Consider the following 21,351-nt stretch of genomic DNA (forward strand, 5'->3'; position numbering starts at 1 on the left):
CCACTATGGTCGACCCATGGCGACCTGGGACGACGTACGCCGGATCGCGCTCGCCCTGCCGGAGACCACCGAGCGCGGCAGCCACGACGACCGGCCTGCCTGGCGGGTCCGGGACAAGCCGTTCGTCTGGGAGCGTCCACTGCGCCGCGCCGACCTCGACGCCCTCGGCGACGCCGCTCCCGACGGCCCGATCCTCGGCGTCCGGGTGCCCGACCTCGGCGCCAAGGAGGCGCTGCTGGCCGACGACCCCACGATCTACTTCACCACCCCACACTTCGACGGATACCCGGCCGTGCTGGTCCGGCTCGACCGGGTCGACGTCGCGGAGCTGGCCGAGCTGATCAGCGAGGCGTGGTACGCCCGCGCCCCGAAGCGGCTCGCCGCCGCCCACCGGGCGGAGACCCGGTGAGCGCCCTTCCGCGGCCCGGCTCGCCGTCAGTGCGCCGGGGGCACGCGGTGGCCGGGATCGTCTTCGACATGGACGGCACGCTGATCGAGTCGCACGCGGTGGTGCCGGCGGCGTACCGGGCCGCCATCGTGGACGGCGGTGGGCCGGCGCTCTCCGACGCCGAGATCATCGCCGGGTACCCGCTCGGCCCACCGGCCGCGCTGCTGTCCCACCTGCTCGGGCGCCCGGCCACCGACGCGGACCTCGCCGCCTACCACGCTCACCTGGCCACGCTCGCCGAGCAGGTCACCGTCTATCCCGGCGTGGCGGACGTGCTCGCCGACGTCGCCGGCCGGGTGCCGGTCGGCCTCTTCACCGGGGCCAGCCACCGGGCCGCCGAGATTCTGCTCGACCGGGCCGGGCTGCGCGGACACTTCCGGGTGGTCCTCGGCGGTGACGAGGTCGCGCGGCCCAAGCCGCACCCGGACGGCGTCCGGCTGGCCTGCCGGCTGCTGGGGCTGGCTCCCCGCCACGCCGCGTACGTGGGTGACTCGCCGCTCGACCTGCGGGCCGCCCGGAGCAGCGGCGCCGTCGCGGTGGCCGCCGGCTGGGGCCACCAGTACGACGCCGCGGAGCCGGCGGACCTGGCCGCCGGCCGGCCCGAGGAGCTGCTGGCGCTGCTCGGCTGAGCGCGGTCAGCCCGGCCGGCGCAGCGCGACGTCGACCGCCTCGTCCGGCGTGTCCACGTGCCGCGGGCCGGGCAGCGGGTCGCCGGCCGGGTCGAGGACCCGCCAGCCACCGAGCACGGCCACCGGTACGCCGCGCCGCATCGCCAGGGCCACCTCGCTGAGCGTCCCCCACGAGCCGCCGACGGCGATCACCGCGTCGGCGCTCCACACCAGGATCGCGTTGCGGGCCTGCCCCATGTTGGTCACCACCGCCGCCGACACGTCGGCCTCACCCGGGTCGGTGCCGTCGTCGGGGCGTACCCCGATCACCAGGCCACCGTGGGCCCGGGCGCCGGCGGCGACGGCGGCCATCACCCCGCCGCCCCCGCCACAGAAGACGGTCACCTGGCGCTCGGCCAGCAGCTCGCCGACCCGGCGGGCGTACGCCACCTCGGCCGGGGTCGCCGACGCGGGTCCGCAGACCGCCACCTGCACCATTGCCGGCTCACCCCTGGCGCGAGGATATCGCCGGCGTACGTTCCCGGGCGTGCGCCACGCGCCGCGTCCGCTGGATCGGTGCTCTTACCATCGCCCCTGTGAGACGTACCCGGGAGGAGTTGGCGGCCTCACGGTCGGGCGGGCGCGGGTTCGACGCTGGCATGTGGGCGATACTCGCCGTCCCTGTGCTGTTCCTGCTCGGGCTGACCCTCGGCGGCGTGCTCCTGCTGGTACGCGGCGTCGACGCCACTCTCGCCGAGTATTCGGGAATGCCTGGGCGGGTGGAGGTCACCCGCTGCACCCCCGACGGGCGCGTGGAGGGGCGGTGGCACTGCTCCGGGACATTCGTGGCGGACGACGAGGCATTCCACATCCGGGACGTCACGATCGAGCCCTACCTGGAGGAGCGTCCGACCGCGCCGGTCGACGTGCGGGTCAGCGGCCGGGACGCCACGCAGGCATGGACGTCGAGCGGCGTACCGTTCACCGCGATCGGTGGTGGGCTGGCGTTCCTCGGCATCGTGGCCTGGGGAATGTGGTCCTGGTTCCGGGACGACGACCCGGAGGAGGGGCTGTCGAAGCGGGCCCGTCGCCGCCTCGAACGGCAACGCAAGGGGCGGGCTGGTCCTCCGCAACTGGGCAACCGGGCTCGCCGCCGGCGGCGCAAGCGACGCCTGGACCAGCGTCAGGGCGACGTCCCGACGTGACCAGCCCTTCCACGTCCGTCCGCGTGTTTTCCAAGCTGCCGTCTCTCGCTCCCGTCGGATAGCGTGCCGTCATGCCATCGACGTTGAGCGAAGCGACCGACCCGCACTGCCTTCGGGAAGGCGAGAGCGCGGCGCTGCTGCGGGGGCATCCGTGGCGGCGATTCGTGGTGCTGGGCGACAGCGTGGCCGAGGGGCTGTGCGAGCCGGTCGACGGCTACCCCGACCTGCAGTGGGCCGACCGGATCGCCGCCGAGCTGCGCGCGGTCCAGCCCGCGCTGGTCTACCGGAACCTGGGGCGGCGCGGGCTGCGCGCGCACGAGGTGCGGGCGGCCCAGCTGGCGCCGGCGCTGGCGTTCGGCCCCGACCTGGCGCTGGTGGTGTGCGGCGGCAACGACGCCTTCCGGCCCGGGTACGACCCGGACGCGGTGGACGCCGAGCTGGGCGCGATGATCACCGCCCTCCAGGACGCCGGAGCGGACGTGATCACGGTCGGCATGTTCGACGTCTCGCACAGCCCCGCCGTCCCCGAAGCGCTCCGCGCCGGCCTCGGCGAGCGGATGCGTCGACTCTCGGCCCACACCGGACGGCTGGCCGAACGGCTCGGCACCCTGCACGTGCACCTCACCGACCATCCGGCCGTCGCCGACCCGTCGCTGTACAGCAGCGACGGCCGGCACGGCAGCGCCCGCAGCGACGCCATCGCCACCGCCGAGACCCTCCGGGTGCTGGGCACCCGCGTCACCGGCTCGCCACGCCGCGTGTCGAACGGGGCACAGATCGAACGCCGGTGATGGCACAATCCCGAAATGCCGCCTCTGTTCGCGACGACCCGTCCCGCCGCGTCCATCAGCGACCACGGCCTGTTCGACGCGGTCGAGGACGCCCTACCGGCCCTGGGGTCCGCCGACCCGGTGGTGCCCGACAACGACGCCGGCGCGCTCGGCTGGGGGCTCGCCTGGCGGATGCAGGCGTACCTGCTCATGGCGGAGGCGACCGGCGACCCGAGCCACCTCGGTCGCCTGGTGCGCATGGCGGACGCGGTCATCGCGGCGCGGGACCACCTGCGGGGCGTGCGGGACCACCGCGGCCTCAGCCTGCCGGTGTGGAGTTCCGCCGGCAAGTTCACCGTGGCCACCGCCGTGGTCCCGGACGCGGCCGGCGCCCCGGCCCTGCGCGTGCACCACTGTCCACCGCACGGGGTGAAGGCCACTGTCCAGGTCACCCCGGTCGGGGACGACCGATTCGCGCTCACGGTCACCCCGGCCGGTGACCGGCCGCCGATCGTGCTGGCGGACCTCAGCCTCGCTCCCACCGATCCGCGACGGGCCGACCGGGTGGCCTACGAGCAGCACAGCGCCGACGCGCCGGTGACCGTGGACCTGCTCGCCCCGCCGCCGGGCACCGCGGCGGCGGCGGCGACCGGCTCGCCCGACGTTCGCCGGATCCAGCCCGGCAGCTACCGGTGCCGGCCCGCCCGGGTGGCCCTGGCCGCGCAGACCGGGATGATCACCTACCCGCTCGCCGGTCTCGCTCGGCTCGCCCGCGAACGGCCCGACCTGGTGCCCGCCGCCGTCGCCGCGCGCACCGACGACTATCTCGCGGTGGCGCACGAGGCGCTGGCCGTGCACGACCACCAGTGGCGGGTCTCGGCCGACGGGGAGGGCTACCACGTCTGGTTGCCGGACGAGCCGGTCGGGTTCGCCGGGGCCGAACTGCCCACCAATGAGTTCCTCGCCGTCGGACGGACGCTGATCCAGCTCGCCGCCGCGACCGGCGACCGTGGCTACGTCGACCGCGCGGCCGCCATGGCCCGCACCCTGCGCCGGCAGATGCAGCTCCGGAGGGGTGCCCTGGTGTGGTCGTACTGGCCCTCGTTCGGCCGGGTCTACCGCGGCTGGGCGAAGACCGGCGACCCGGTCCGGGACGGCTCGCGCTACCGTCCGCAGTTCCACGGGGTGACGTCGGCCGAGGACGTCACCCACGCACTGCTCGACATCGACTTCGCCGTGCTGTACCACTCGACGCCCCGGCTGCCCGAGGTCTTCTCGGAGACCGACATGCGGGCCCTGGCGCGTACCTTCACCCACCACGTGCGCGTGCGCCGCCTCGGCCGGCGGCCGACCGTGCGCCGCGACGTCAGCGGCGCCGGTCGACCCGGCACGGCACGCCACGAGGCGCATGTCGCCGGGTGGCTGCCGCTGCGCCGCTGGGATCCCACGGTGGCGAAGGCGGTTTCCGCCGTCCAGCGCAGCCGCCGTCCGGTGCCGCCGATGGCCGTCGACGCCTACTGCGCCGCCCTCCTCACCCGTTGGCGCCACCCCTGACCCGGTTCAGTCGGTGAGGAGGACGCCGGTCATGAGGACGCCGCGGGCCAGGTTGAGCACCGGCTCGCAGCCCGGGTAGCCGACCCGGGCCAGGGCGCCGGAGCCGGTCCGGCCGAACAGGTACGGGGCCAGGCTGTACGGCACCGCGGCGCGGACCGTCTCCCCGGTCTCGATCTGCACGAAGTCCATCGCCACCCGGTCGGCCTCGTGGTAGCGCTGCAGGATGTTGCCGCCCGCGTCGATCGCGGCGCGGACGCCGTCCTCCCAGGCCACCGCGCTCATCTCCCGGCCGATCAGCACCCCGTGCCCGGCCGAGCCACCGGCCGGTTTCGCGACCAGGTCGGCCTGCTCGGCCAACGCGCGGTCCAGTTGGTCGGCGGTGAGCGCCACGGTGTGCGGGACGTACCGGCGGATCAGCGCCTGGTCGGTCTCCGACAGCAGCGGAAGGTCGGCCCAGAGCCAGGCGTAGTTCAGCTTGTTGCTGAGCAGCCAGGCGGCGGTGCTGACGAACATCGGCAGGGTGCCGGCCGCGAGGGCCCCGGCGACGGCGTCCAGGCCGGCGCTGGGGGTGACCCGGTTGGGCACGAACAGCCGGAACAGCGCGTCCACCGGGCCGCCGCCGACCACGAGCCGCCGCTCCTCGTCGAGGGTGGCGGTGGAGAGCGGGGCGATGACCAGGTCGATGCCGAACCGCTTGGCCTGGTCGGCGAGCGGGGAGAGGATCCGGATGAACGTCTCCGGGTCGTCCAGCCCCGGGTATTCCGCGTCGAAGTCCATCAGCAGCGCCACCCCGGCCCCGTCGGCCAGCCCGAGGGTGTCCCGGATCGCCACGAACCGCTGGTCCAGCAGGGACGGCGCCGGGCGGACCGGCAGCCCGTCGAGCAGGCCGTGTTCCCGGTAGAGGTCGGCGTACCGGTAGATCACCGTGTCCGCGTCGAAGCCGCCGCCGAGGCTGCTGTCGATGTTGTACTCCACGATGCACGGCACCCCGCCGGAGAGCAGCACGTCCGGCCGGTACGCGGCGAGCAGCCCCTCGTGCAGCGGCTCGTCCTCGTCGAGCAGTTTGGTCTCCCCCGCCGGCACGTCGAGCAGCCGGCGCAGTTCCCCGGCGGTGCGGGCGCGCCGCTGGCACGCCTCCAGGATGAGCTGGGCGATCCGGTCGCAGACCTCGTTCAGCTCGCGGAACGCGTCGGCGGTGAGCACCGGCGGCCGAGCCAGCCGCCACTGCTTGTTGTACGTCGCCCGGCCGTGGTAGATCCGCGCCCACTCGGCGGCGCCGGCGGCCACCATCGCCCGGCGGGTCGGCTCGGGAAGGTCCGTCCACGCCTGCTCGGCGGGCGGCCACGGGTAGTTCGGGTCCATCGGTCAACCGTCCTTCATGGTGAGTTGGATGGCGGCGGTGAGCTGGTCACGGCCGGGCTGCACGGCCCGGTCCAGGGCGGGTGCGAAGGGCAGCACGGCGCCGTCCGGGCGGGTGACCCGGCGGGGCGGCGCGAGCAGCCGCACCCGCTCGACCACCGTGGCGATGATCTCGCCGGCGATGCCGCAGGACCGGTTGGAGTCGTCCACCACGACGAGACGCCCGGTGCGCGACACCGACCCGACCAGCCCGTCCCAGTCGAACGGGTACAGCGTCCGGGGGTCGAAGACCTCCACCGACACCTGGTCGGCCAGCTCGTCGGCGACGGCGAGCGCGTCGTGCACCAGGTGCCCGACCGCCACCACGGTGACGTCCGTTCCCGGGTGCCGCACCACGCCCCGCCCGAGCGGCACCGGCGCCAGGTCCGCGACGTCGGCCCGCACGTCGAGGGCCCCGGCGGGGGCGAAGACCACCACCGGGTCGTCGCAGCGGATCGCCGACACCAGCAGCCCGTACGCGTCGGCCGGGGTGGCCGGCACCACCGTGGTCACCCCGACGTGGGCGAAGAGGCTGTACGGGTGGTCGGAGTGCTGCCCGGCCCAGCCGGTCCGGGAGCCGGAGCCGGGCACCAGGTAGGTGACCGGCACGGCGCACTGCCCCCCGGTCATCAGTGGGAACTTGTGCGCGTGGTTGACGATCTGCTCGAAGACCAGGAAGAGCAGCGACGGGATCTGGAACTCGAGCACCGGTCGCAGCCCGGCCAGCGCGGCGCCGGTGGCGAAGCTGGTGAACGCCTGCTCGGACAGCGGGGTGTCGACGACCCGCTCCGGCCCGAACCGCTTGAGCAGCCCGGAGGTGACGTTCGCGGCGGCGACCCGGATGTCCTCGCCGAGCAGGAAGACCGACTCGTCGCGGGTCATCTCGTCGGCGAGCGCCCGGGTGAGCGCCCTGCGGTAGGAGAGCCGGGGCATCAGCCACCTCCGGTCCGGGCGGTGAGCCCGCTGGCGTACAGGTGCTCCAGTGCCGCGGCCGGGTCCGGGGGCGGGCTGGCCAGGGCGTACGCGACGGCCGCGGCGAGGGTCGCCTCGACCTCGGCGTCGACGGCCGCCCGGGCCGCCGCGGGCAGCCGGGCGCCCTGGATGTCGACCGGGTCCCGGGACCGGCCGGCCGCCACCTCCTCCGGCGGGCGGTAGTCGAGGCGTACCGCGTGCTCGAAGGTGTGGTGGGCGTCGAACCGGTAGGTGTGCGCCTCGACCAGCTCCGGGCCGCCACCGGCGCGCATCCGGGCGACGGCGGCGGCGGTGGCGTCGCGTACCTGCTCGGGGTCCTGCCCGTCCACGACGGTGGCCGGCATGCCGAACGCGGCCGCGCGGCCGGCGATGGTGCCGGCGACCGCGCCCGCGACGGGCATGGTGGTGGCGTAGCCGTTGTTCTCGCAGACGAACAGCACCGGCACCCGCCAGAGCGCGGCCAGGTTGAACGCCTCCAGCAGCATTCCCTCGTTGACCGCGCCGTCGCCGAAGAAGGTAGCCCCGACGAGGTCGTCGCCGCGCCGCCGGCGCGCCCACACCGCTCCGGTGAGGATCGCGCCGGCGGCCCCGACGATGGCGTTGGCGCCGAGCACCCCGACGCCGAAGTCCGCGGCGTGCATCGACCCGCCCCGGCCCCGGTTGAGCCCGGTGACCCGGCCGCAGAGCTCGGCGAGCATCCGGGCCGGGTCGGCGCCCTTCGCGAGCACGTGCCCGTGCCCGCGGTGGGTGCCGGTCACCAGGTCGCCGTCGCGCAGCGCGGCGCAGACCCCGGCGGCGATCCCCTCCTGCCCGAGGTACGGGTGGATGCCGCCGACGATCTCCCCGGCGCGGACCAGCTCGATGGCCCGCTCCTCGAAGCGGCGGATCAGCCGTACCGTCTGGTAGAGCCGGACCGGGTCGGCGCCGGTCACGTCGGCCGGTGGGCGCGGTCGCGCCAGATGACCGGGCAGATATCGGGGTCCGCGTAGTCCGGCCGGCCGTCGGGGGTGCGGCGGACCAGCACGTCGTGGTTGTACGCGGCGAGCGTGCCGTCGGAGAGCGGATACTCCCGCCAGGCGTTGCCCCCGTCCTGCAGGTGCAGCGAGATCGCCCGGCGGGGCCGGCCGCTGACGTTCGCGCCGCTGCCGTGGTAGATCCGGCAGTGGTGGAAGCTCATGTGCCCCTTGGGGATGACCATGGGGATCTTGCGGATCTCCGCGTGGTTGTGCGCGGCGTTCTCGGCGAGCATCACCTCGAGCTGGTCGCGGTCCCGGTCGGCGAAGTGTCGGACCACGGTGTCGTCGGCGCCGATCTCCTGCCAGCGGTGCGACCCGTCGACCATGGTGATGGTGCCCATCTCCTCCCCGCAGTCGTGGAAGGGGATGAACGCGGTGAGCATGCGCTCCGACGACAGGGCCGCCCAGTAGTGCTTGTCGAAGTGCCAGGGCACGATGTTGGACGGCTCGCCGGCGACCGGCGGCTTGTAGATCAGCGTGGACTGGAAGACGCGGATCTCCGCGGCCTCGGCCAGCCGGGCGGCGACCGCCCCGATCAGCGGCTTGCGCAGGATCCGGCCGATGACGTCGTGCTCGTAGTGCACGTAGTCGTTGTGCCGCTGCACGTCGCCTTTCGCCGGCTCCCAGTAGGCCAGCTTCGGCGGCCGCACCGGCAGCCGCCGGTCGCGTTCCCCGGCGTAGTAGCGGTCGGTCGCCGCGAGCAGCTCGTCCACCTCGTCGTCGGTGAGCAGCTTCTTCGACAGGTACCAGCCGTGTTCGGCGTAGTGGCGCACGTCCTCGTCGGACGGCAGCAGCGCCGTCTCCTCGGCGGTCAGTTCCGGATGTGTGGTGGTCATGCCCCAACCCCTCCCGCGGTGGCGGTCGCGACGGCGGCGCTCGCCCCCGCCGCGGCCAGTTCCCGTTCCTTGGCCTCGTAGAGCGCCTTGATGTTGCCGCTGCCGAAGGTGCGCGCCCCGCGCCGCTCGATGAGTTCGAGGAAGAGGGTGCGGCGCACGTGCATCGACTCGGTGAAGATCTGCAGGAGCTGGCCCCCGTGGTCGGAGTCGACCAGGATGCTCAGGTCGCGCAGCCGGTCCAGCGGCGCGTCGACCGGCCCGACGCGTTGCTCCAGGTCGTCGTAGTAGGTGGCCGGGGTGCCGGCGAAGCGCACGCCCCGCTCGGCGAGGGCGCCGACCGCGGTGACGATGTCGTCGGTGCGCAGCCCCAGGTGCTGCACCCCCGCGCCGGCGTGCCAGCGCAGGAAGTCCTCGATCTGCCCGGGCCGGCGGCTGGTGTCCGGCTCCAGCAGCACCACGGTGACCCGCTCGGACGGGCTCTGCACCACCTTGGAGTTCATCGCCTGCCCGGCGACCTCGATGTGCTCCTCGAAGATCTGCGCGAAGCCGAACACCCGTTCGTAGTGCGCGACCGTCTCGTCGAGCTGCCCGGGCGGCACGCAGACCGCCAGGTGGTCGATCTCGGCGAGCAGCTTGTCGTCGCCGCCGGCGGGCAGCGACTCCACCGCGCCCGGCAGGAACTCCGTCCGGTCGCCGCGCCGCTCGACCAGCCGGTGCACCACGTCGCCGAAGCCGCCCACCTCCGCGGTCACCACCTCGGCGTCCGCCCCGGTGAAGGTGCGCGGCGGGGTCACCTCGGTCGCCCCCCGGTCCACCAGCTCCGCGTACGCCCCGGCGGCGTCGTCGACCTCGAGGGCGACCACCGCGATGCCGTCGCCGTGCCGTTGCACGTACGCCGACGCCGGGTGCTCGGCGGTCAGCCCGGAGGTGAGCAGCATCCGGATGTCGGCCTGCGCCAGCAGCAGCGAACGCTGGTCGGCCAGCCCGGTCTCCGGGCCGCCCTGGCCGCGCAGCCGGAACCCGACCGCGGTGCCGAAGTAGAAGGCGGCCTGCCGGGCGTCCCCCACGTACAGTTCGATGTGGTCTATACCGTTGATGTTCATCTGTCAGCCTTTCCCCATGTCCCCCCGTGACTGCCGATCCGGGCCTGCGCCGCCCGGGGTGGAACGTCGCATCACCTCCCCGCTCCGGCGGCCGGCGTCGCGGCACCGGCGGCCCGCCGCGCCGCTGACGACCACTCCGGCTCGGCGCGGCTGTCGCCGCGCCGCGACCCGGAGCCGTCGCCGGCCACCCGGCGGAGCAGCAGGCTGACGTTCTGGCCGCCGAACCCGAACGAGTTGGTCAGCGCGTACTCGGCCCGGGTGCTGCGGGGCGCGGCGCGGATGTGGTCCGCCACGCAGTCCGGGTCCGGGTCGTCGAGGTGGTAGGTGGGCGGCAGCAGCCCGCGGCCGAGCGCGAGCGCGGTCGCCGCGGCCTCCAGCACTCCGGAGGCGCCCAGCAGGTGCCCGGTGAGCGCCTTGGTGGAGCTGACCGGCACGCCCCCGACGCCGAACACCTGGGCCAGCGCGGTGGTCTCGGCGATGTCGCCGAGCTTGGTGCCGGTGCCGTGCGCGTTGACGTAGCCGACCTGGCCCGGTTCGGCGCCCCCGCCGGCCAGGGCGCGGCGCATGCACCCGGCCGCCCCGGCGCCGTCCGGTCGTGGCGCGGTCGGGTGGTACGCGTCGGTGTTCACCCCATACCCGGCGACCTCGGCGTAGCCGGTGACGCCCCGGGCGGCGGCGTGCTCGGCACGCTCCAGCACCAGCAACGCCGCCCCCTCGGCCAGGACGAAACCGTTGCGCCGCTTGTCGAACGGGCGGCTGGCCTCGGTCGGCTCGTCCCAGCCCCGGGCGAGGGCTCGGGCGTTGCCGAAGGTGTCGGCGAAGGTCGGGAACAGCGGCGCCTCGCTCGCCCCGCAGAGCACCACGTCGGCCTCGCCGGCCCGGATGAGCCGTACCGCGTCGGCGACGGCCTGCGCGCCGGACGCGCACGCCGTGCCGACCGACGAGCTGTAGCCGCGGATCCCGTGCGCGATGGCGATCCGGGCCGAGGGCATGTTCGGCAGGATCCCGGTCAGCAGATACGGGCTGACCGCGGCGCGGCCCCGGGCGGCCCGGGCGAGCACCTGGCTCTCCAGGGTGGACATGCCGCCGACCCCGCCGACGATCACTCCGATCCGGTCCGGGTCGACGTCCCGCCCCACCTCGATGCCGGCGTCGGCGAGCGCCTCGGCGGCGGTGATCAGGGCCAGCAGCACGATCCGGTCGAGCACCTTCGTCTCCGGCCCGGAGGCGACGCTGCGCGGGTCCACCTCCGGCAGCACCCCGGCCACCTCCAGGCAGTCCCGGGCCGGATGCCCCTCGGGCGGGCGGCGCAGCCCGGACCGGCCGGTGGTGAGTGCGTCGAAGGTCTCCTCGACGCCCCGGCCGGCCGGGGTGAACAGCCCCATGCCGGTGATGACGGCGGTCATGAGGAGTACTCGGTCAGGTAGTGCTCGCGCAGCGCGACCTTGCGGACCTTGCCGGTCACGGTGACCGGGAGGTCGTCGGTGCGGACCGGCACCACCCGGCGCAGGGTGGCCCCGACGTCCGGCCCGAGCGCGGCCCGGATCCGCTCGGTGCGGTCCTCGGCCGGGTCCGCGCCGGCGGCCAGTTCGAGCAGCACGTCGGTGACGACGGCTCCGAGTCGCGGCGCGGCGTCGGACACGGCTCCGTCGTCGTCCTTGACGATCACCACTGTGCAGTCGGTGACGTCGGCGCAGGCGGCGAGGATCCGCTCCTCGGACAGCGCGGTGAAGAAGCGCTTCCCGTCGCCGGCGTCGACCGAGTCGACGGCCCGGTCCAGGTGGTAGTAGCGCCCCTCGTCGTCGGCGTACACCAGGTCACCGGTGAGGTACCAGCCGCGCAGCCGGGACCGGTGGGTGGTGACCGAGTCGTTCCAGTAGCCGCGGAACAGCGACGGCGAGTCGATGCCGAGCCAGCCGACCCGCCCGGGCGGCAGCTCGTCGCCGTCGTCGTCGAGGACGGCGACCCTGGTGAACCGGTACGGGCGGCCGACGCAGCGGCCGTACCGGTTGGTGTCGACGGTGTGGGTGATGTGGAACATGGAGTGCCCCATTTCGCTGGAGCCCAGCCCGTCGATGAAGACCGACCCGGGCACCCGGGTCACCCCGTCGCGGGTCATCACGTCCCGCGAGCCGACCTTGACCAGCCGGCGCACGTGCGGCTCGTGCGAGCAGTCGCCGGTGTTGAACCACAGCCGCACCGAGTCCAGGTCGCACCCGGACAGGTCGAAGCGGGCCAGCTCCGCCCAGGTGACGGAGAACCCGAAGACCCCGTCCGGCCGCCACCGCTGGATCGCGTCGAGCACCCGCTCGCCGTTCTGCTCGGACAGCAGGAACATCTCCGCCCGGTTGCCCAGCGCCTGGTTGACCATCAGCACCGTCGCGGTGTGGGGGGCGGGCAGCGCGTTGAGGATCCGGTTGGTGCCCTGCGCCTGCGGCATGGCCAGCAGGTGCCGGGTGGCGGCGAAGAGGCTGGCGTGCGAGTGCAGCACCGCCTTCGGCACGCCGGTGGTCCCGGAGGTGTGGGTGATGACGACCGGGTCGTCGGGGTGGTGCCGGTGGTGCGCCGGGGCGGCGGCCGGGTCGCCGGCGCCCGCGTCGGCGGGCTGGCCGAGCAGCGGCGCGCCCAGGTCGTGCCCCGCCAGCGCCGCGGCGTGGGCGGCATCGGCGAGCACCCCGGCGGCCCGCAGCCGGCGGATGTACTCGGCGGCGATCTCCGGCCGCAGCTTGCCGTTCATCAGCGCGGGGATCGCGCCGAGCCGGGCCAGCGCCAGGAACGACAGCACCATGTCGGCGGCGCTGCCGGCCCACACGGCGACCGGGTCCCGCCGCCGCACCCCGCGTGCGTGCAGCCAGGCGGCCCGGGCGGTGACCCGCTCGTCGAGCTGCCCGAGGGTCAGCGGTTGCTCGGCCGGGTGGCCGTCGACCGGCGTGTCGAAGGTGAGCCCCGGCCCGTCCGGGTCGGCGCCGTGGGCCAGCACCCGGGCGAGCACGTTGCCCGCGCCGAGTTCGGTGTCGGCGGCCAGCGCGCCGCGTAGTCCCTTCGTCCTCATGGACGCGTTCCTCCCCCCAGCAGCACCGCGGTCGCCTCGCCCGGCGTCCCGTCCGGTGCCTGTTCGATCAGGACCAGCAACGCCTCGTCGGCGTCGCCGTCGTACAGCAGCAGTTCCGCCTCGGCGACGGCGTCGGCCCGCGGTTCCCCGGTCGGGCTCAGGCAGACCACCGGGCCGTCCAGTCCCCAGCGCGCCGCGACGTGCCCGGCGACGCTGTTGGGCACCGACTGGAAGAAGAACAGCGGCCCGACCCGGCCGCCGGCGGCGACCGTGGCCCGGACGTGCTCCGCGCTGGCCCGGTCGCCGCTCGCGCTGACCAGCACGATGGCCGTCCGGTTGCCCGCCGGCCGCGGCCCCGCGCCGTACCGCCGGGTGAGGCAACGGTCGGCGACCGCCGCCACCAGCGGGTGGAACGCCGAGTGCACGAAGCCCGGCAGCGGGGGCGGCGGGCCGTCCCCGGGCTCCGGCCAGCGGGCCTCGGCGAGCACGGTCGGCGCGGTCACGGCACACCGACCAGCAGGGCCGTGTTGGCGCCGCCGAAGGCCGCGTTGAGAGTCAGCGCGTGCCCGGTGGCCGCCGGGCGGGGCGCGTCGGTGATGACGTCCAGCGGGCAGGCCTCGTCCGGGCCGAGGAACCCGGCGTTGACCGGCAGCTTGCCATGCCGCAGGGCCAGCACGGTGACCACCAGTTCGAGCAGCCCGGACGCTTCGAGGGCGTGCCCGTGCACCGACTTGGTGGAGCTGACCGGGATCCGGCCCGCCCGGTCGCCGAGCACCCGGCGCAGCGCCGCCGCCTCGGCGGCGTCGCTGTACGGGGTGCCGGTGGCGTTGGCGTTGACGTAGCCGAGCGCCTCGGCCGGCAGCCCGGCCCGGCGCAGCGCCGCGCCGACCGCCCGGGCCAGCCCGCGCCCCTGCGGGTCGGGCTGACAGGGGTGGTACGCGTCCCCGGCCCGACCCCAACCCCGCACGGTGGCGAGCGAGGAGGCGTCCCGGCCGGCGGCGGCGCTAGCCGACTCCAGCACCACGGCGGCCACCCCGTCACCGAGCAGCAGCCCCTGCCGTCCGGCGCTGAACGGGCGGACCGCCCCGTCGGGGGCGAACGCCCGGCCGGCGTCGAAGAGCGCGTACTGGTCGGGCTCGACCAGGTAGCCGGCCGCGACGACGACCCGGTCCAGGTCGCCCCGGCCGATCAGGGTCGCCGCGTCGGCGACCGCGGTGCTGGCCGACACGCAGGCGGTGGTGTAGACCCGGTGGGCGTCGACCAGCCCGCAGCGCCGAGCCAGGTTCGCGGCGAGCGCGGACACCTCCGGTCCGCCGTGGACGGCGAGGAACAGCGCCGCCCCGGCCCGGTGGGTGCGGTCCAGCCCGGCCGCCCGGCAGGCGGCGTCGACCGCGTCGGCCAGCTCGTCGGCGAGCGGCCCGGCGTCGGGCAGGGTGGCCGCCACGGTGACCCGGCGGCCGGTGGTGTCGAACCGGCGGACCGGCGCGAACGCCGGGGTGCCGGCGAGCACCCCGGCGAGCAGCGCGTCGGCGCCCCTGCCGAGGGCGCTGAGCGCGTGGACGCCGGTGATCCGCAGGTGCTCCCGCTCAGCCATCTGCGGGGGCGGTCAGTGAATGGTGGAACACGGCGAGGGCGTCGTCGACGGTGCGGATGCCGGCGAGCTGGTCGTCGCTGAGCTCCATCCGGCGGTCGTAGCGCTGCTCGACGAGGTGCACCAGCCAGGCCAGCTCCATCGAGCCGATCCGGTCGGGCACCTGGTCGACGGGTTTCGCGGTCAGTTCGGCGAGCATGCTCACCAGGTCAGCTCGCCCCAGGTCGGGCTGACCGGCCATCAGGGGCGGTCGCTCGTCGCGCCGGCCACCCGGTCGGCGACCATCGTGGTGAACTCGCCGACCGTCATCAGGGCCAGCTGCTCCGACTCGTCGTCGGCGAACTTCAGGCCGTACCGGTCCTCCACGCGCACGGCCAGGTCGGCCAGGGCGAGCGACTCGAGATCGACGCCGGAGGGGCCCAGGGTGGTGTCGTCGTCGAGGTCCTCGACGTCGTAGTTCATGTCGGCGAGCTGCTCAATGACGAAGGTGCGGACCTCGTCGCGCATGGCGTTAACCTCTTTCCGTGAGGCAGCTACCGGTGCCCGGTCGGGACACCGTGTACGTGTGGCTCGGCCGTACCGCCGGCGACCAGCGGGAGCTGGCACGGCGGCTGCTGCGGCGCGCGGGTGGCGCACTGCTCGGCCGGTCGGGGGCGGAGCTCGGGGTGCGGCGGGCGCCGGGCGGGCGTCCCGAGGTGCGGGCCGGCGACGGGCGGACGCTGCCGGTGAGCGTGAGCCACGTCGACGGGCTGGTCGTGGTGGCCGCCCGGGCGGGCGGGCCGGTCGGGGTGGACGTGGAGCGGCGCCGGCCGCTGCCCGCCGCCCCTCTCGCGGGCCGCTGGTACGACCCGGGCGAGGCGGCCTGGCTGCGGGCCCGGGACGAGGCCGGCCGGGACCTGGACTTCCTGCGCCTGTGGACGGCGAAGGAGGCGGTCGGCAAGGCGCTCGGCACGGGGCTGCGCGACGGCGGGCTGCGCCGGCGGATGCCGGTGCCCGACGGCCCCGGCGAGCTGCTGCGCCCGGTGCCCGGCTGTCCCGGCGTACGGGTGGGCCATCCGGCGGCCGGGGACGGCCTGGTGCTCGCGGTGGCGGTCGCCGGGGCGGCCGGGGAGGTCGAGGTCGTGCTCGGGTAGCGGGCCGGTCATGATGCCGCGTCCCGCAGCGCCGCCGCCGAGCGGACCAGCTTGCCGGTGGTGGTGCGCGGCAACTGGTCGAGCAGGTGCAGGGTCCGCGGCCGCTTGTAGCCGGCGAGGCGTTCGGCGAGCAGCTTGTCCAGCGTCTCCTCGGACAGCGGCCCGTCCGGCTGGACGTACGCGGTGATGCCGTCGTCCCAGACCACCACCGCGGCGCCCACCCCGGGCAGCTCGGCGACGGTGGCCTCCACCTCGGTCAGGTCCACCTTCATGCCGCCCACCGACACCTGCGAGTCGAGGCGGCCCTTGACCGTGACCAGCCCGGTCTCCGGGTCGACGGTGCCGGCGTCGCGGGTGTGCAGCCAGCCGTCGGACCAGCGGGTCGGGTCGGCGAGCCCGACGTACGGGGACGCCGGGCAGCTCACCCAGAGCTCGCCGCCGGACTCCCGCACCCGCATGCCGGGGGCGGGGGCGATGGCGGGACGGTTCGCCCCGTACAGGTCGGTGCCGATGACGCCGACCTCGGTCATCCCGTACATGTTGCCCAGCGGGACGCCGTAGCGGTCGGTGAAGGCGCGGGCGACGGCGGCCGGGACCAGCTCGCCGCCGGTGGTCATCCGTTTGAGCTGGGGCAGCGGCCCCGGCGGGGTGGTGGAGGCGAGCAGCCCGATGTGGAACGGCACGCCGAGCACGGTGGCCGGGGTGTCCTGGGCGGCGACGGCGGCGAGGATCGCGTCGCCGCTGAGCCGCTCCGGCGGCACCAGTTCGACGCCGGCGTGCAGCCCGTAGAGCAGCCCGCCGACCAGGCCGAGCACGTGCACCATGGACGGCAGCAGGATGATCCGCTCGCCGGGCAGCGCCACCCCGTCGATGCGCGTGTAGCGGTGCACCTCGCCGACCAGGTCCTCGGCGGTCCGGCCGATCACCTTCGACGGCCCGGTGGACCCGGAGCTGAGCTGGATCACCGCGTGCGGGCTGCCGGCCGGGCGGTCGGAGTAGGGCGTGATCCCCTCGGTGACGTCGACGAAGATCCGCAGCGCTCCCCCGCCGGTCCGCACCGGGGCCACCACCACCTGCGGGGTGAGCCGGCGCAGCGCCCGGTCGACCTCGTGGTCGGTGAGCCGGTGGTCCAGCAGCACGGCCTGGGCGCCGCTGCGCCAGGTGGCGAGCAGGTTCACCACGTACGCCAGCGACGGCGGCAGCCGCAGCGCGGCGGCGCCGCCGGGACGCAGGCCGGCCGCGGCGAGCCGGGTCTGCGCCTCGCTGACCAGCCGGCGCAGGGTGGCCTTGTCGACCGGCTCGGGCAGGCGTAGGCAGACGTCGGTGGGACGCCCGGTGAACAGGACGTCGTCCACCCAGTTCGCCTCTGCCGCCACGGGATCTTCTGCCGCAGGATGCCCAGTCACGATCGCCCACCGCCCAGCCTCAAAGTGGGCGAAATCCGCCCAACAGGTGCGTTCTCCGGGGTGCTGACGAGACCCTACGGCAGCCCTTCGATGCATTGCCACATGCAAATGGCTAGATCAGGAAAAGCGGCTGGGTGGATTGCCGAGGCTCGATCGGACAGGCAGGATCAGGCGGGTACGCCGGCTCGGTACACCGCCGGCCGTCCCGCCCTGCGCGCGCCTCGGAAAGCCGGCGGATCGGTGCGCAGAACGGCGAGAGGGCGGCGTCCCGGCACTTCGGACACCGCCCTCTCGCCGACCTGCGGCGCGCCTACCCCGGGTTCCCGGTCGCGGGTGGTGGCGCGGCGCCACGCAGCACCAGCGCGCTGTTGAAGCCGTCGAAGCCGCGCGCCCCGACCAGCGCGATGCGGCTGCGCGGCCGGCGGTGCTCCCGCAGGAAGGGCAGCTCGCAGCCCGGGGCGGGCCGCTGCGGGCCGGCGGAGGCGGGCAGCAGCCCATGGTGGAAGGCGAGCAGCGCGGTGGCCGCGTCCAGCGCCGACCCACCCTGGTGGGCCCGGCCGGTCAGCGGCTTCTGGGTAGTGACCGACGGGGTGCGTTCCCCGAACACCGCCCGCAGGGCACTCGCCTCGGCCCGGTCGTACGCGGGCACGCCGAGCGCGTCCGGCCAGACCACGTCCACGTCGTGCGGGCGTACGCCGGCCCGGTCCAGGGCCAGCCGGAGCGCGCGGCCGTAGTGCGTCGGGTCGGGGCCGGCCTCGGGATCGGTGGGGGCGGCGTCGTGCGTGGCCGCCCAGCCGGTGATCTCGCCGTAGATCCGGGCGCCCCGCTCCAACGCGTGTCCCAGCTCCTCCACCACGAAGACGGCGCCGCCCTCGGCCGGCACGTATCCGCTGGCCCCGGCGTCGAACGGCCGGTACGCCCGCTCCGGGTCGGCGACGTCGCTCAGCAGCCCCGAGCGGAGCTGGCAGGCCAGCGCGTACGGGCTCAGCGGACACTCGGTCGCCCCGGCCACCACCAGCGGCGTGCCCCGGCGGACCGTCCGCACCGCGTGGGCGAGGCTGTCCAGCCCACCGGCCGACTCCGACACCGTCACCCCGCACGGCCCCTTGAGCTGGTGGTGGATGGACACCTGCCCCACGCTGGCCGCGTAGAACCAGGCGATCGACTGGTACGCCCCGACGGTGCGGGTCGGCCCACCCCACAGCCGCTGCAGCTCCCGCTGCCCGAACAGGTTGCCGCCAGAGGAACTGGCCAGCGTGACCGCCCACCGGTACGGGTCGGGCGCCCGCTCGGGCAACCCGGCGTCGGCCAGCGCCAGCCGGGTGGCGGCGAACCCGAGGTGGGTCCACCGGTCGGTCTGCACCCGCTGCCGGGTGTCGGCGAACCCGGCGGCGTCGAAGTCGGGCACCTCCCCGGCGACCCGGGTCGGATAGCTCGCCGGGTCGAACAGGGTGATCGGCCCGACGCGCCGGGTGCCGGCGAGCAGGCTGGCCCAGTGCGCGTCGTTGCCGACCCCGGTCGGCGCCACCACCCCGATCCCGGTCACCACCGCCCGCGAGGTCATGATGCCTCCTCAGTTCGCGACTGCGGGGCTCGCAAACCCGGCTCATGCGCGCATTCCGGCTCCGCCGCGTCCCACGCGAGCGGCCCCGGAACGCGCGTCCTCGCGCTCACGGGGTGACCGCCAGGCGGCGGAAGATCATCGCGGACTGGAAGCCGCCGAAGCCGCTGCCCACCGACAGGGCCACGTCCACGGGCAGCTCCCGCGCCTCGTTGGGCACGTAGTCCAGGTCGCACTCCGGGTCGCGGGTGGCCCAGTTGGCGGTGGGCGGGACCACCCCGTACTCGATGGCGAGCGCGCACGCGGCCATCTCGATCGAGCCGATGGCGCCGAGCGAATGCCCCACCATCGACTTGATCGAGCTGATCGGCACCTGGTACGCGGTCGAGCCGAGCGCCCGCTTGAACGCGGCGGTCTCGTGCCGGTCGTTCTGCCGGGTGCCGGAGCCGTGCGCGCTGACGTAGGAGACGGCCGACGGGGCGAGCCGGGCCTGGCGCAACGCGTCGCTGATGGCCACGGCCATCTCCACGCCGTCCGGGCGCAGTCCGGTCATGTGGAACCCGTTGCTGCGGCTGGCGTACCCGGCCACCTCGCAGTAGACGTGGGCGCCCCGGCGGCGGGCGTGTTCGGCCTCTTCCAGCACCAGCACGGCCGCGCCCTCGGCGAGGACGAACCCGTGCCGGTCGGCGTCGAACGGCCGGGAGGCGTGCTCCGGGTCGTCGTTGTCGGGGCTGGTGGCCTGGATGGCGTCGAACGAGGCGACCGTGACCGGGGAGATCGGCGAGTCCGCCGCCCCGGCCAGGACCACGTCCGCCTCGCCGTCGGCGACGAGCTGGTGGGCGTAGCCGATGGCGTCGATGCCGGAGGTGCAGCCGGTGGAGACGACCTGGGCCGGGCCGTGCAGGCCGTGCCGGCAGGCCACGTCGGCGGCCAGGCTGCTGGGGATCAGCGCCTGGTAGAGGTACCGCCCGCCCAGGGTGTGATCCACCAGCCAGCGCCGGCCGGAGTCGCTGACCCGGACGTACTCCTGCTCCAGTGCCATGGTGCCGCCGACGGCGGTGCCGAGCACCACGCCGGCGCGCTCGCGGTCGGCGTCGGTGAGGGTGAGGCCGCTGTCGGCGAGCGCCTCGATGGAGCAGGCTAGGGCGAACTGCACGTACCGGTCGGCGCGTTGCCGTTCGGCGAGGGTGACCCCGGCGGCGTCCGGGTCGAAGTCGCACTCGGCGGCGATCTGGGAGCGGAACGGCGACGGGTCGAAGAAGCTGATCCGCCGGGTGGCGGTCCGCCCCTCGGTGACGGTCTTCCAGAACCGGTCCCGGGTGGCGCCGCCGGGTGCGACGACGCCGACCCCGGTGACCACGGTCCGCCGGCCGGTCACGACGATTCCCGAGGTGGCGGGGCGGTCTCGGTGTCGACGTGGCCGAGCTCGGGGCGCGGGGCGAGGGGTCCGAGGTGGAAGACCACCTCGGCCGGTTCGTCGCCGGTGTTGCGCAGCCGGTGCCGGACGTCCTTGGGCACGAAGAGCGCCTCCCCCGCGCCGAGCGGCACCGGCCGGTCGTCCAGGTCGACGGTGATCGCGCCGCGGGCGACGTAGAGGAACTCCTCGCTGTAGGGGTGGTAGTGCTCGGCGATGCGTTCCCCGGGGGCGAGGGCGGCCACGCCCATGAACCCGGAGGTGCTGCCGACGGTCTTCGGGCCGAGCAGCACCCGCAGTTCGCCGCCGCGCCGCCGGTCGGCGGGGACGTCGTGGACGGAGATCCGGGCCGTGGTGGTCTCAGGCATCGCGGCCTTCCTTCCCGGTCGACGCGGCCGCCCGCCGTTCGATCTTTTCCTTGATGACGGCGAGTTGGACCTTGCTGTTGCCGTTGATCCGCTCGGTCATGCCGGCGTTGTCGACCGGCGCGGTGGGCTTCATGGCGAAGTCCTGCACCCAGGTCATCCGGGTGCCGCCGGGAATCTCGTCGTAGCGCCAGTGGATGCGCATGTACTCGAACGGGCCGGTCTCCACCCGGTGGGCGTGGACCTGCCGGGTCGCCCGGTCGGCGGTGCGTTCGCTGACCCAGCTCCAGGCCACGCCGTTCTCGTCGGGGTGCATGGTGAGCCGGAACCGCACCGTGTCGCCATCGCGGTCCAGGATCTCCACCGCCGCGTACTCGGTGAACAGCTCGGTCCACCGGGCCACGTCGTTGGTGACGTCCCAGACCAGCGGCAGCGGCGCGGCGATGTCGATGCCGTTCTCGGTGTGCCCGGGCGGGTCGGCCTTGCGGGCCACCAGGTCGGCGACGCCGGCGATGCTCAGCTGCGCGGCCTGCTCGGGGATCTTGACCCGCCACCGGTCGGAGACGACCGCGGAGAGTTCGAGCAGGGCGAGCGAGTCCATGCCGAGCTCTTCCAGGCTCGCGGCCGGGGTGCGGGCGGCGGCATCCGCGTCCAGGCCGCAGTGGGTGACAAGGATGTCGGTGATCTGTGCGGCAATTGGGCGGTCGGAAGCGACGGTCATCGGGTCCTCCAAGCGGTCGGGCTGGCGGCGGGCACGGCGGTGACGGGGGTCCGGCTGGCCGGGTCGGCCTCGGCACGGGTGACGAATGCGGGATCGGCGGGCACTGGTGGCGCCCCGGGGACACCGCCGGGCGCGGCGCGGTCGGAACCCGGCCCGCCGTCGGCGGGCCCGGCGCCGTTGGCCGGCCCGGCGGTGTTG

The 21,351-nt window shown here is 75.0% G+C and carries 23 protein-coding genes; 6 read left to right on the forward strand and 17 right to left on the reverse strand.

What is annotated here, in order from left to right; all coding sequences use genetic code 11:
- Positions 1 to 16 precede the first annotated feature (16 nt).
- Together ACY34I_RS29735 and ACY34I_RS29740 are read left to right on the forward strand one after the other, a co-directional pair.
- Positions 17 to 409, forward strand: coding sequence for an MmcQ/YjbR family DNA-binding protein (locus ACY34I_RS29735; protein ID WP_462758371.1), 393 nt, complete (start codon positions 17 to 19; stop codon positions 407 to 409).
- The gene (locus ACY34I_RS29740; protein ID WP_462758372.1) at positions 406 to 1,077 is read left to right on the forward strand and encodes an HAD family hydrolase; all 672 of its coding nucleotides are present in this window, start codon (positions 406 to 408) and stop codon (positions 1,075 to 1,077) included. The genes ACY34I_RS29735 and ACY34I_RS29740 overlap by 4 nt, the downstream gene beginning before the upstream one ends.
- 6 nt (positions 1,078 to 1,083) lie before the next feature.
- On the opposite strand, the gene ACY34I_RS29745 is transcribed toward ACY34I_RS29740, so the two are convergent.
- Positions 1,084 to 1,554, reverse strand: coding sequence for an SLOG cluster 4 domain-containing protein (locus tag ACY34I_RS29745; protein ID WP_462758373.1), 471 nt, complete (start codon positions 1,552 to 1,554; stop codon positions 1,084 to 1,086).
- Positions 1,555 to 1,652: 98 nt separating this feature from the next.
- Between ACY34I_RS29745 and ACY34I_RS29750 the strand changes: the two genes are divergently transcribed.
- The 3 genes from ACY34I_RS29750 to ACY34I_RS29760 all read left to right on the forward strand — a co-directional run bounded on the left by ACY34I_RS29750 (position 1,653) and on the right by ACY34I_RS29760 (position 4,585).
- Positions 1,653 to 2,261, forward strand: coding sequence for a hypothetical protein (locus ACY34I_RS29750; RefSeq protein WP_462758374.1), 609 nt, complete (start codon positions 1,653 to 1,655; stop codon positions 2,259 to 2,261).
- 71 nt (positions 2,262 to 2,332) lie between these two features.
- The gene (locus ACY34I_RS29755) at positions 2,333 to 3,052 is read left to right on the forward strand and encodes an SGNH/GDSL hydrolase family protein (RefSeq protein WP_462758375.1); all 720 of its coding nucleotides are present in this window, start codon (positions 2,333 to 2,335) and stop codon (positions 3,050 to 3,052) included.
- A gap of 15 nt (positions 3,053 to 3,067) precedes the next feature.
- The gene (locus ACY34I_RS29760; protein ID WP_462758376.1) at positions 3,068 to 4,585 is read left to right on the forward strand and encodes a hypothetical protein; all 1,518 of its coding nucleotides are present in this window, start codon (positions 3,068 to 3,070) and stop codon (positions 4,583 to 4,585) included.
- Positions 4,586 to 4,591: 6 nt separating this feature from the next.
- Here the strand turns inward: ACY34I_RS29760 and ACY34I_RS29765 are convergent, their stop codons facing one another.
- The 11 genes from ACY34I_RS29765 to ACY34I_RS29815 form a co-directional block, all read right to left on the reverse strand.
- Complete coding sequence (locus ACY34I_RS29765) at positions 4,592 to 5,947, reverse strand: ATP-grasp domain-containing protein (RefSeq protein WP_462758377.1); 1,356 nt, start codon at positions 5,945 to 5,947, stop codon at positions 4,592 to 4,594.
- 3 nt (positions 5,948 to 5,950) lie between these two features.
- Positions 5,951 to 6,916 carry an alpha-ketoacid dehydrogenase subunit beta gene (locus ACY34I_RS29770; RefSeq protein WP_462758378.1) on the reverse strand — a complete coding sequence of 322 codons (966 nt, stop codon included), beginning with the start codon at positions 6,914 to 6,916 and terminating at the stop codon, positions 5,951 to 5,953.
- The gene (locus ACY34I_RS29775) at positions 6,916 to 7,887 is read right to left on the reverse strand and encodes a thiamine pyrophosphate-dependent dehydrogenase E1 component subunit alpha (protein WP_462758379.1); all 972 of its coding nucleotides are present in this window, start codon (positions 7,885 to 7,887) and stop codon (positions 6,916 to 6,918) included. The genes ACY34I_RS29770 and ACY34I_RS29775 overlap by 1 nt, the downstream gene beginning before the upstream one ends.
- Positions 7,884 to 8,807 carry a phytanoyl-CoA dioxygenase family protein gene (locus ACY34I_RS29780; RefSeq protein WP_462758380.1) on the reverse strand — a complete coding sequence of 308 codons (924 nt, stop codon included), beginning with the start codon at positions 8,805 to 8,807 and terminating at the stop codon, positions 7,884 to 7,886. The genes ACY34I_RS29775 and ACY34I_RS29780 overlap by 4 nt, the downstream gene beginning before the upstream one ends.
- Complete coding sequence (gene hppD / locus ACY34I_RS29785; RefSeq protein WP_462758381.1) at positions 8,804 to 9,910, reverse strand: 4-hydroxyphenylpyruvate dioxygenase; 1,107 nt, start codon at positions 9,908 to 9,910, stop codon at positions 8,804 to 8,806. The genes ACY34I_RS29780 and hppD overlap by 4 nt, the downstream gene beginning before the upstream one ends.
- A gap of 71 nt (positions 9,911 to 9,981) precedes the next feature.
- Positions 9,982 to 11,316 carry a beta-ketoacyl-[acyl-carrier-protein] synthase family protein gene (locus ACY34I_RS29790; protein ID WP_462758382.1) on the reverse strand — a complete coding sequence of 445 codons (1,335 nt, stop codon included), beginning with the start codon at positions 11,314 to 11,316 and terminating at the stop codon, positions 9,982 to 9,984.
- Positions 11,313 to 12,962 (reverse strand): class I adenylate-forming enzyme family protein, encoded by a 1,650-nt coding sequence (locus ACY34I_RS29795; RefSeq protein ID WP_462758383.1) that lies wholly within the window; start codon positions 12,960 to 12,962, stop codon positions 11,313 to 11,315. Before ACY34I_RS29795 ends, ACY34I_RS29790 begins: the two co-directional genes overlap by 4 nt.
- Positions 12,959 to 13,465 carry a beta-ketoacyl synthase chain length factor gene (locus ACY34I_RS29800; RefSeq protein ID WP_462758384.1) on the reverse strand — a complete coding sequence of 169 codons (507 nt, stop codon included), beginning with the start codon at positions 13,463 to 13,465 and terminating at the stop codon, positions 12,959 to 12,961. The genes ACY34I_RS29795 and ACY34I_RS29800 overlap by 4 nt, the downstream gene beginning before the upstream one ends.
- Complete coding sequence (locus tag ACY34I_RS29805; protein ID WP_462758385.1) at positions 13,462 to 14,556, reverse strand: beta-ketoacyl-[acyl-carrier-protein] synthase family protein; 1,095 nt, start codon at positions 14,554 to 14,556, stop codon at positions 13,462 to 13,464. The genes ACY34I_RS29800 and ACY34I_RS29805 overlap by 4 nt, the downstream gene beginning before the upstream one ends.
- Positions 14,549 to 14,794, reverse strand: a complete 246-nt coding sequence (locus ACY34I_RS29810) for an acyl carrier protein (protein ID WP_148799472.1) — start codon at positions 14,792 to 14,794, stop codon at positions 14,549 to 14,551. The genes ACY34I_RS29805 and ACY34I_RS29810 overlap by 8 nt, the downstream gene beginning before the upstream one ends.
- Positions 14,794 to 15,060 carry an acyl carrier protein gene (locus tag ACY34I_RS29815; protein WP_148799474.1) on the reverse strand — a complete coding sequence of 89 codons (267 nt, stop codon included), beginning with the start codon at positions 15,058 to 15,060 and terminating at the stop codon, positions 14,794 to 14,796. The genes ACY34I_RS29810 and ACY34I_RS29815 overlap by 1 nt, the downstream gene beginning before the upstream one ends.
- Before the next feature lie 17 nt (positions 15,061 to 15,077).
- Between ACY34I_RS29815 and ACY34I_RS29820 the strand changes: the two genes are divergently transcribed.
- Positions 15,078 to 15,686, forward strand: coding sequence for a 4'-phosphopantetheinyl transferase family protein (locus ACY34I_RS29820; protein ID WP_462758387.1), 609 nt, complete (start codon positions 15,078 to 15,080; stop codon positions 15,684 to 15,686).
- An 8-nt stretch (positions 15,687 to 15,694) separates the two neighbouring features.
- On the opposite strand, the gene ACY34I_RS29825 is transcribed toward ACY34I_RS29820, so the two are convergent.
- The 5 genes from ACY34I_RS29825 to ACY34I_RS29845 all read right to left on the reverse strand — a co-directional run bounded on the left by ACY34I_RS29825 (position 15,695) and on the right by ACY34I_RS29845 (position 21,153).
- Positions 15,695 to 17,062 (reverse strand): class I adenylate-forming enzyme family protein, encoded by a 1,368-nt coding sequence (locus tag ACY34I_RS29825; protein WP_462758389.1) that lies wholly within the window; start codon positions 17,060 to 17,062, stop codon positions 15,695 to 15,697.
- 340 nt (positions 17,063 to 17,402) lie between these two features.
- Complete coding sequence (locus ACY34I_RS29830; RefSeq protein WP_462758390.1) at positions 17,403 to 18,656, reverse strand: beta-ketoacyl synthase N-terminal-like domain-containing protein; 1,254 nt, start codon at positions 18,654 to 18,656, stop codon at positions 17,403 to 17,405.
- 106 nt (positions 18,657 to 18,762) lie between these two features.
- Positions 18,763 to 20,031 carry a beta-ketoacyl-[acyl-carrier-protein] synthase family protein gene (locus ACY34I_RS29835; RefSeq protein WP_462758391.1) on the reverse strand — a complete coding sequence of 423 codons (1,269 nt, stop codon included), beginning with the start codon at positions 20,029 to 20,031 and terminating at the stop codon, positions 18,763 to 18,765.
- Positions 20,028 to 20,435, reverse strand: coding sequence for a cupin domain-containing protein (locus tag ACY34I_RS29840; protein ID WP_148799484.1), 408 nt, complete (start codon positions 20,433 to 20,435; stop codon positions 20,028 to 20,030). The genes ACY34I_RS29835 and ACY34I_RS29840 overlap by 4 nt, the downstream gene beginning before the upstream one ends.
- On the reverse strand, positions 20,428 to 21,153 hold the full coding sequence (locus ACY34I_RS29845) for an SRPBCC family protein (protein WP_462758392.1): 726 nt from the start codon (positions 21,151 to 21,153) through the stop codon (positions 20,428 to 20,430). The genes ACY34I_RS29840 and ACY34I_RS29845 overlap by 8 nt, the downstream gene beginning before the upstream one ends.
- Positions 21,154 to 21,351 lie beyond the last annotated feature (198 nt).

The organism is Micromonospora sp. RTBAU3-60 (genome assembly GCF_054963695.1).

What these genes read in the sequence shown, in the direction of transcription:
- ACY34I_RS29735 (WP_462758371.1), top strand. Translation starts at nt 17, where the DNA reads ATGGCGACCTGGGACGACGTACGCCGGATCGCGCTCGCCCTGCCGGAG.
- ACY34I_RS29745 (WP_462758373.1), bottom strand. Translation starts at nt 1,554, where the DNA reads ATGGTGCAGGTGGCGGTCTGCGGACCCGCGTCGGCGACCCCGGCCGAG.
- ACY34I_RS29755 (WP_462758375.1), top strand. Translation starts at nt 2,333, where the DNA reads ATGCCATCGACGTTGAGCGAAGCGACCGACCCGCACTGCCTTCGGGAA.
- ACY34I_RS29760 (WP_462758376.1), top strand. Translation starts at nt 3,068, where the DNA reads ATGCCGCCTCTGTTCGCGACGACCCGTCCCGCCGCGTCCATCAGCGAC.
- ACY34I_RS29765 (WP_462758377.1), bottom strand. Translation starts at nt 5,947, where the DNA reads ATGGACCCGAACTACCCGTGGCCGCCCGCCGAGCAGGCGTGGACGGAC.
- ACY34I_RS29770 (WP_462758378.1), bottom strand. Translation starts at nt 6,916, where the DNA reads ATGCCCCGGCTCTCCTACCGCAGGGCGCTCACCCGGGCGCTCGCCGAC.
- ACY34I_RS29780 (WP_462758380.1), bottom strand. Translation starts at nt 8,807, where the DNA reads ATGACCACCACACATCCGGAACTGACCGCCGAGGAGACGGCGCTGCTG.
- hppD (WP_462758381.1), bottom strand. Translation starts at nt 9,910, where the DNA reads ATGAACATCAACGGTATAGACCACATCGAACTGTACGTGGGGGACGCC.
- ACY34I_RS29790 (WP_462758382.1), bottom strand. Translation starts at nt 11,316, where the DNA reads ATGACCGCCGTCATCACCGGCATGGGGCTGTTCACCCCGGCCGGCCGG.
- ACY34I_RS29795 (WP_462758383.1), bottom strand. Translation starts at nt 12,962, where the DNA reads ATGAGGACGAAGGGACTACGCGGCGCGCTGGCCGCCGACACCGAACTC.
- ACY34I_RS29805 (WP_462758385.1), bottom strand. Translation starts at nt 14,556, where the DNA reads ATGGCTGAGCGGGAGCACCTGCGGATCACCGGCGTCCACGCGCTCAGC.
- ACY34I_RS29810 (WP_148799472.1), bottom strand. Translation starts at nt 14,794, where the DNA reads ATGGCCGGTCAGCCCGACCTGGGGCGAGCTGACCTGGTGAGCATGCTC.
- ACY34I_RS29815 (WP_148799474.1), bottom strand. Translation starts at nt 15,060, where the DNA reads ATGCGCGACGAGGTCCGCACCTTCGTCATTGAGCAGCTCGCCGACATG.
- ACY34I_RS29830 (WP_462758390.1), bottom strand. Translation starts at nt 18,656, where the DNA reads ATGACCTCGCGGGCGGTGGTGACCGGGATCGGGGTGGTGGCGCCGACC.
- ACY34I_RS29840 (WP_148799484.1), bottom strand. Translation starts at nt 20,435, where the DNA reads ATGCCTGAGACCACCACGGCCCGGATCTCCGTCCACGACGTCCCCGCC.
- ACY34I_RS29845 (WP_462758392.1), bottom strand. Translation starts at nt 21,153, where the DNA reads ATGACCGTCGCTTCCGACCGCCCAATTGCCGCACAGATCACCGACATC.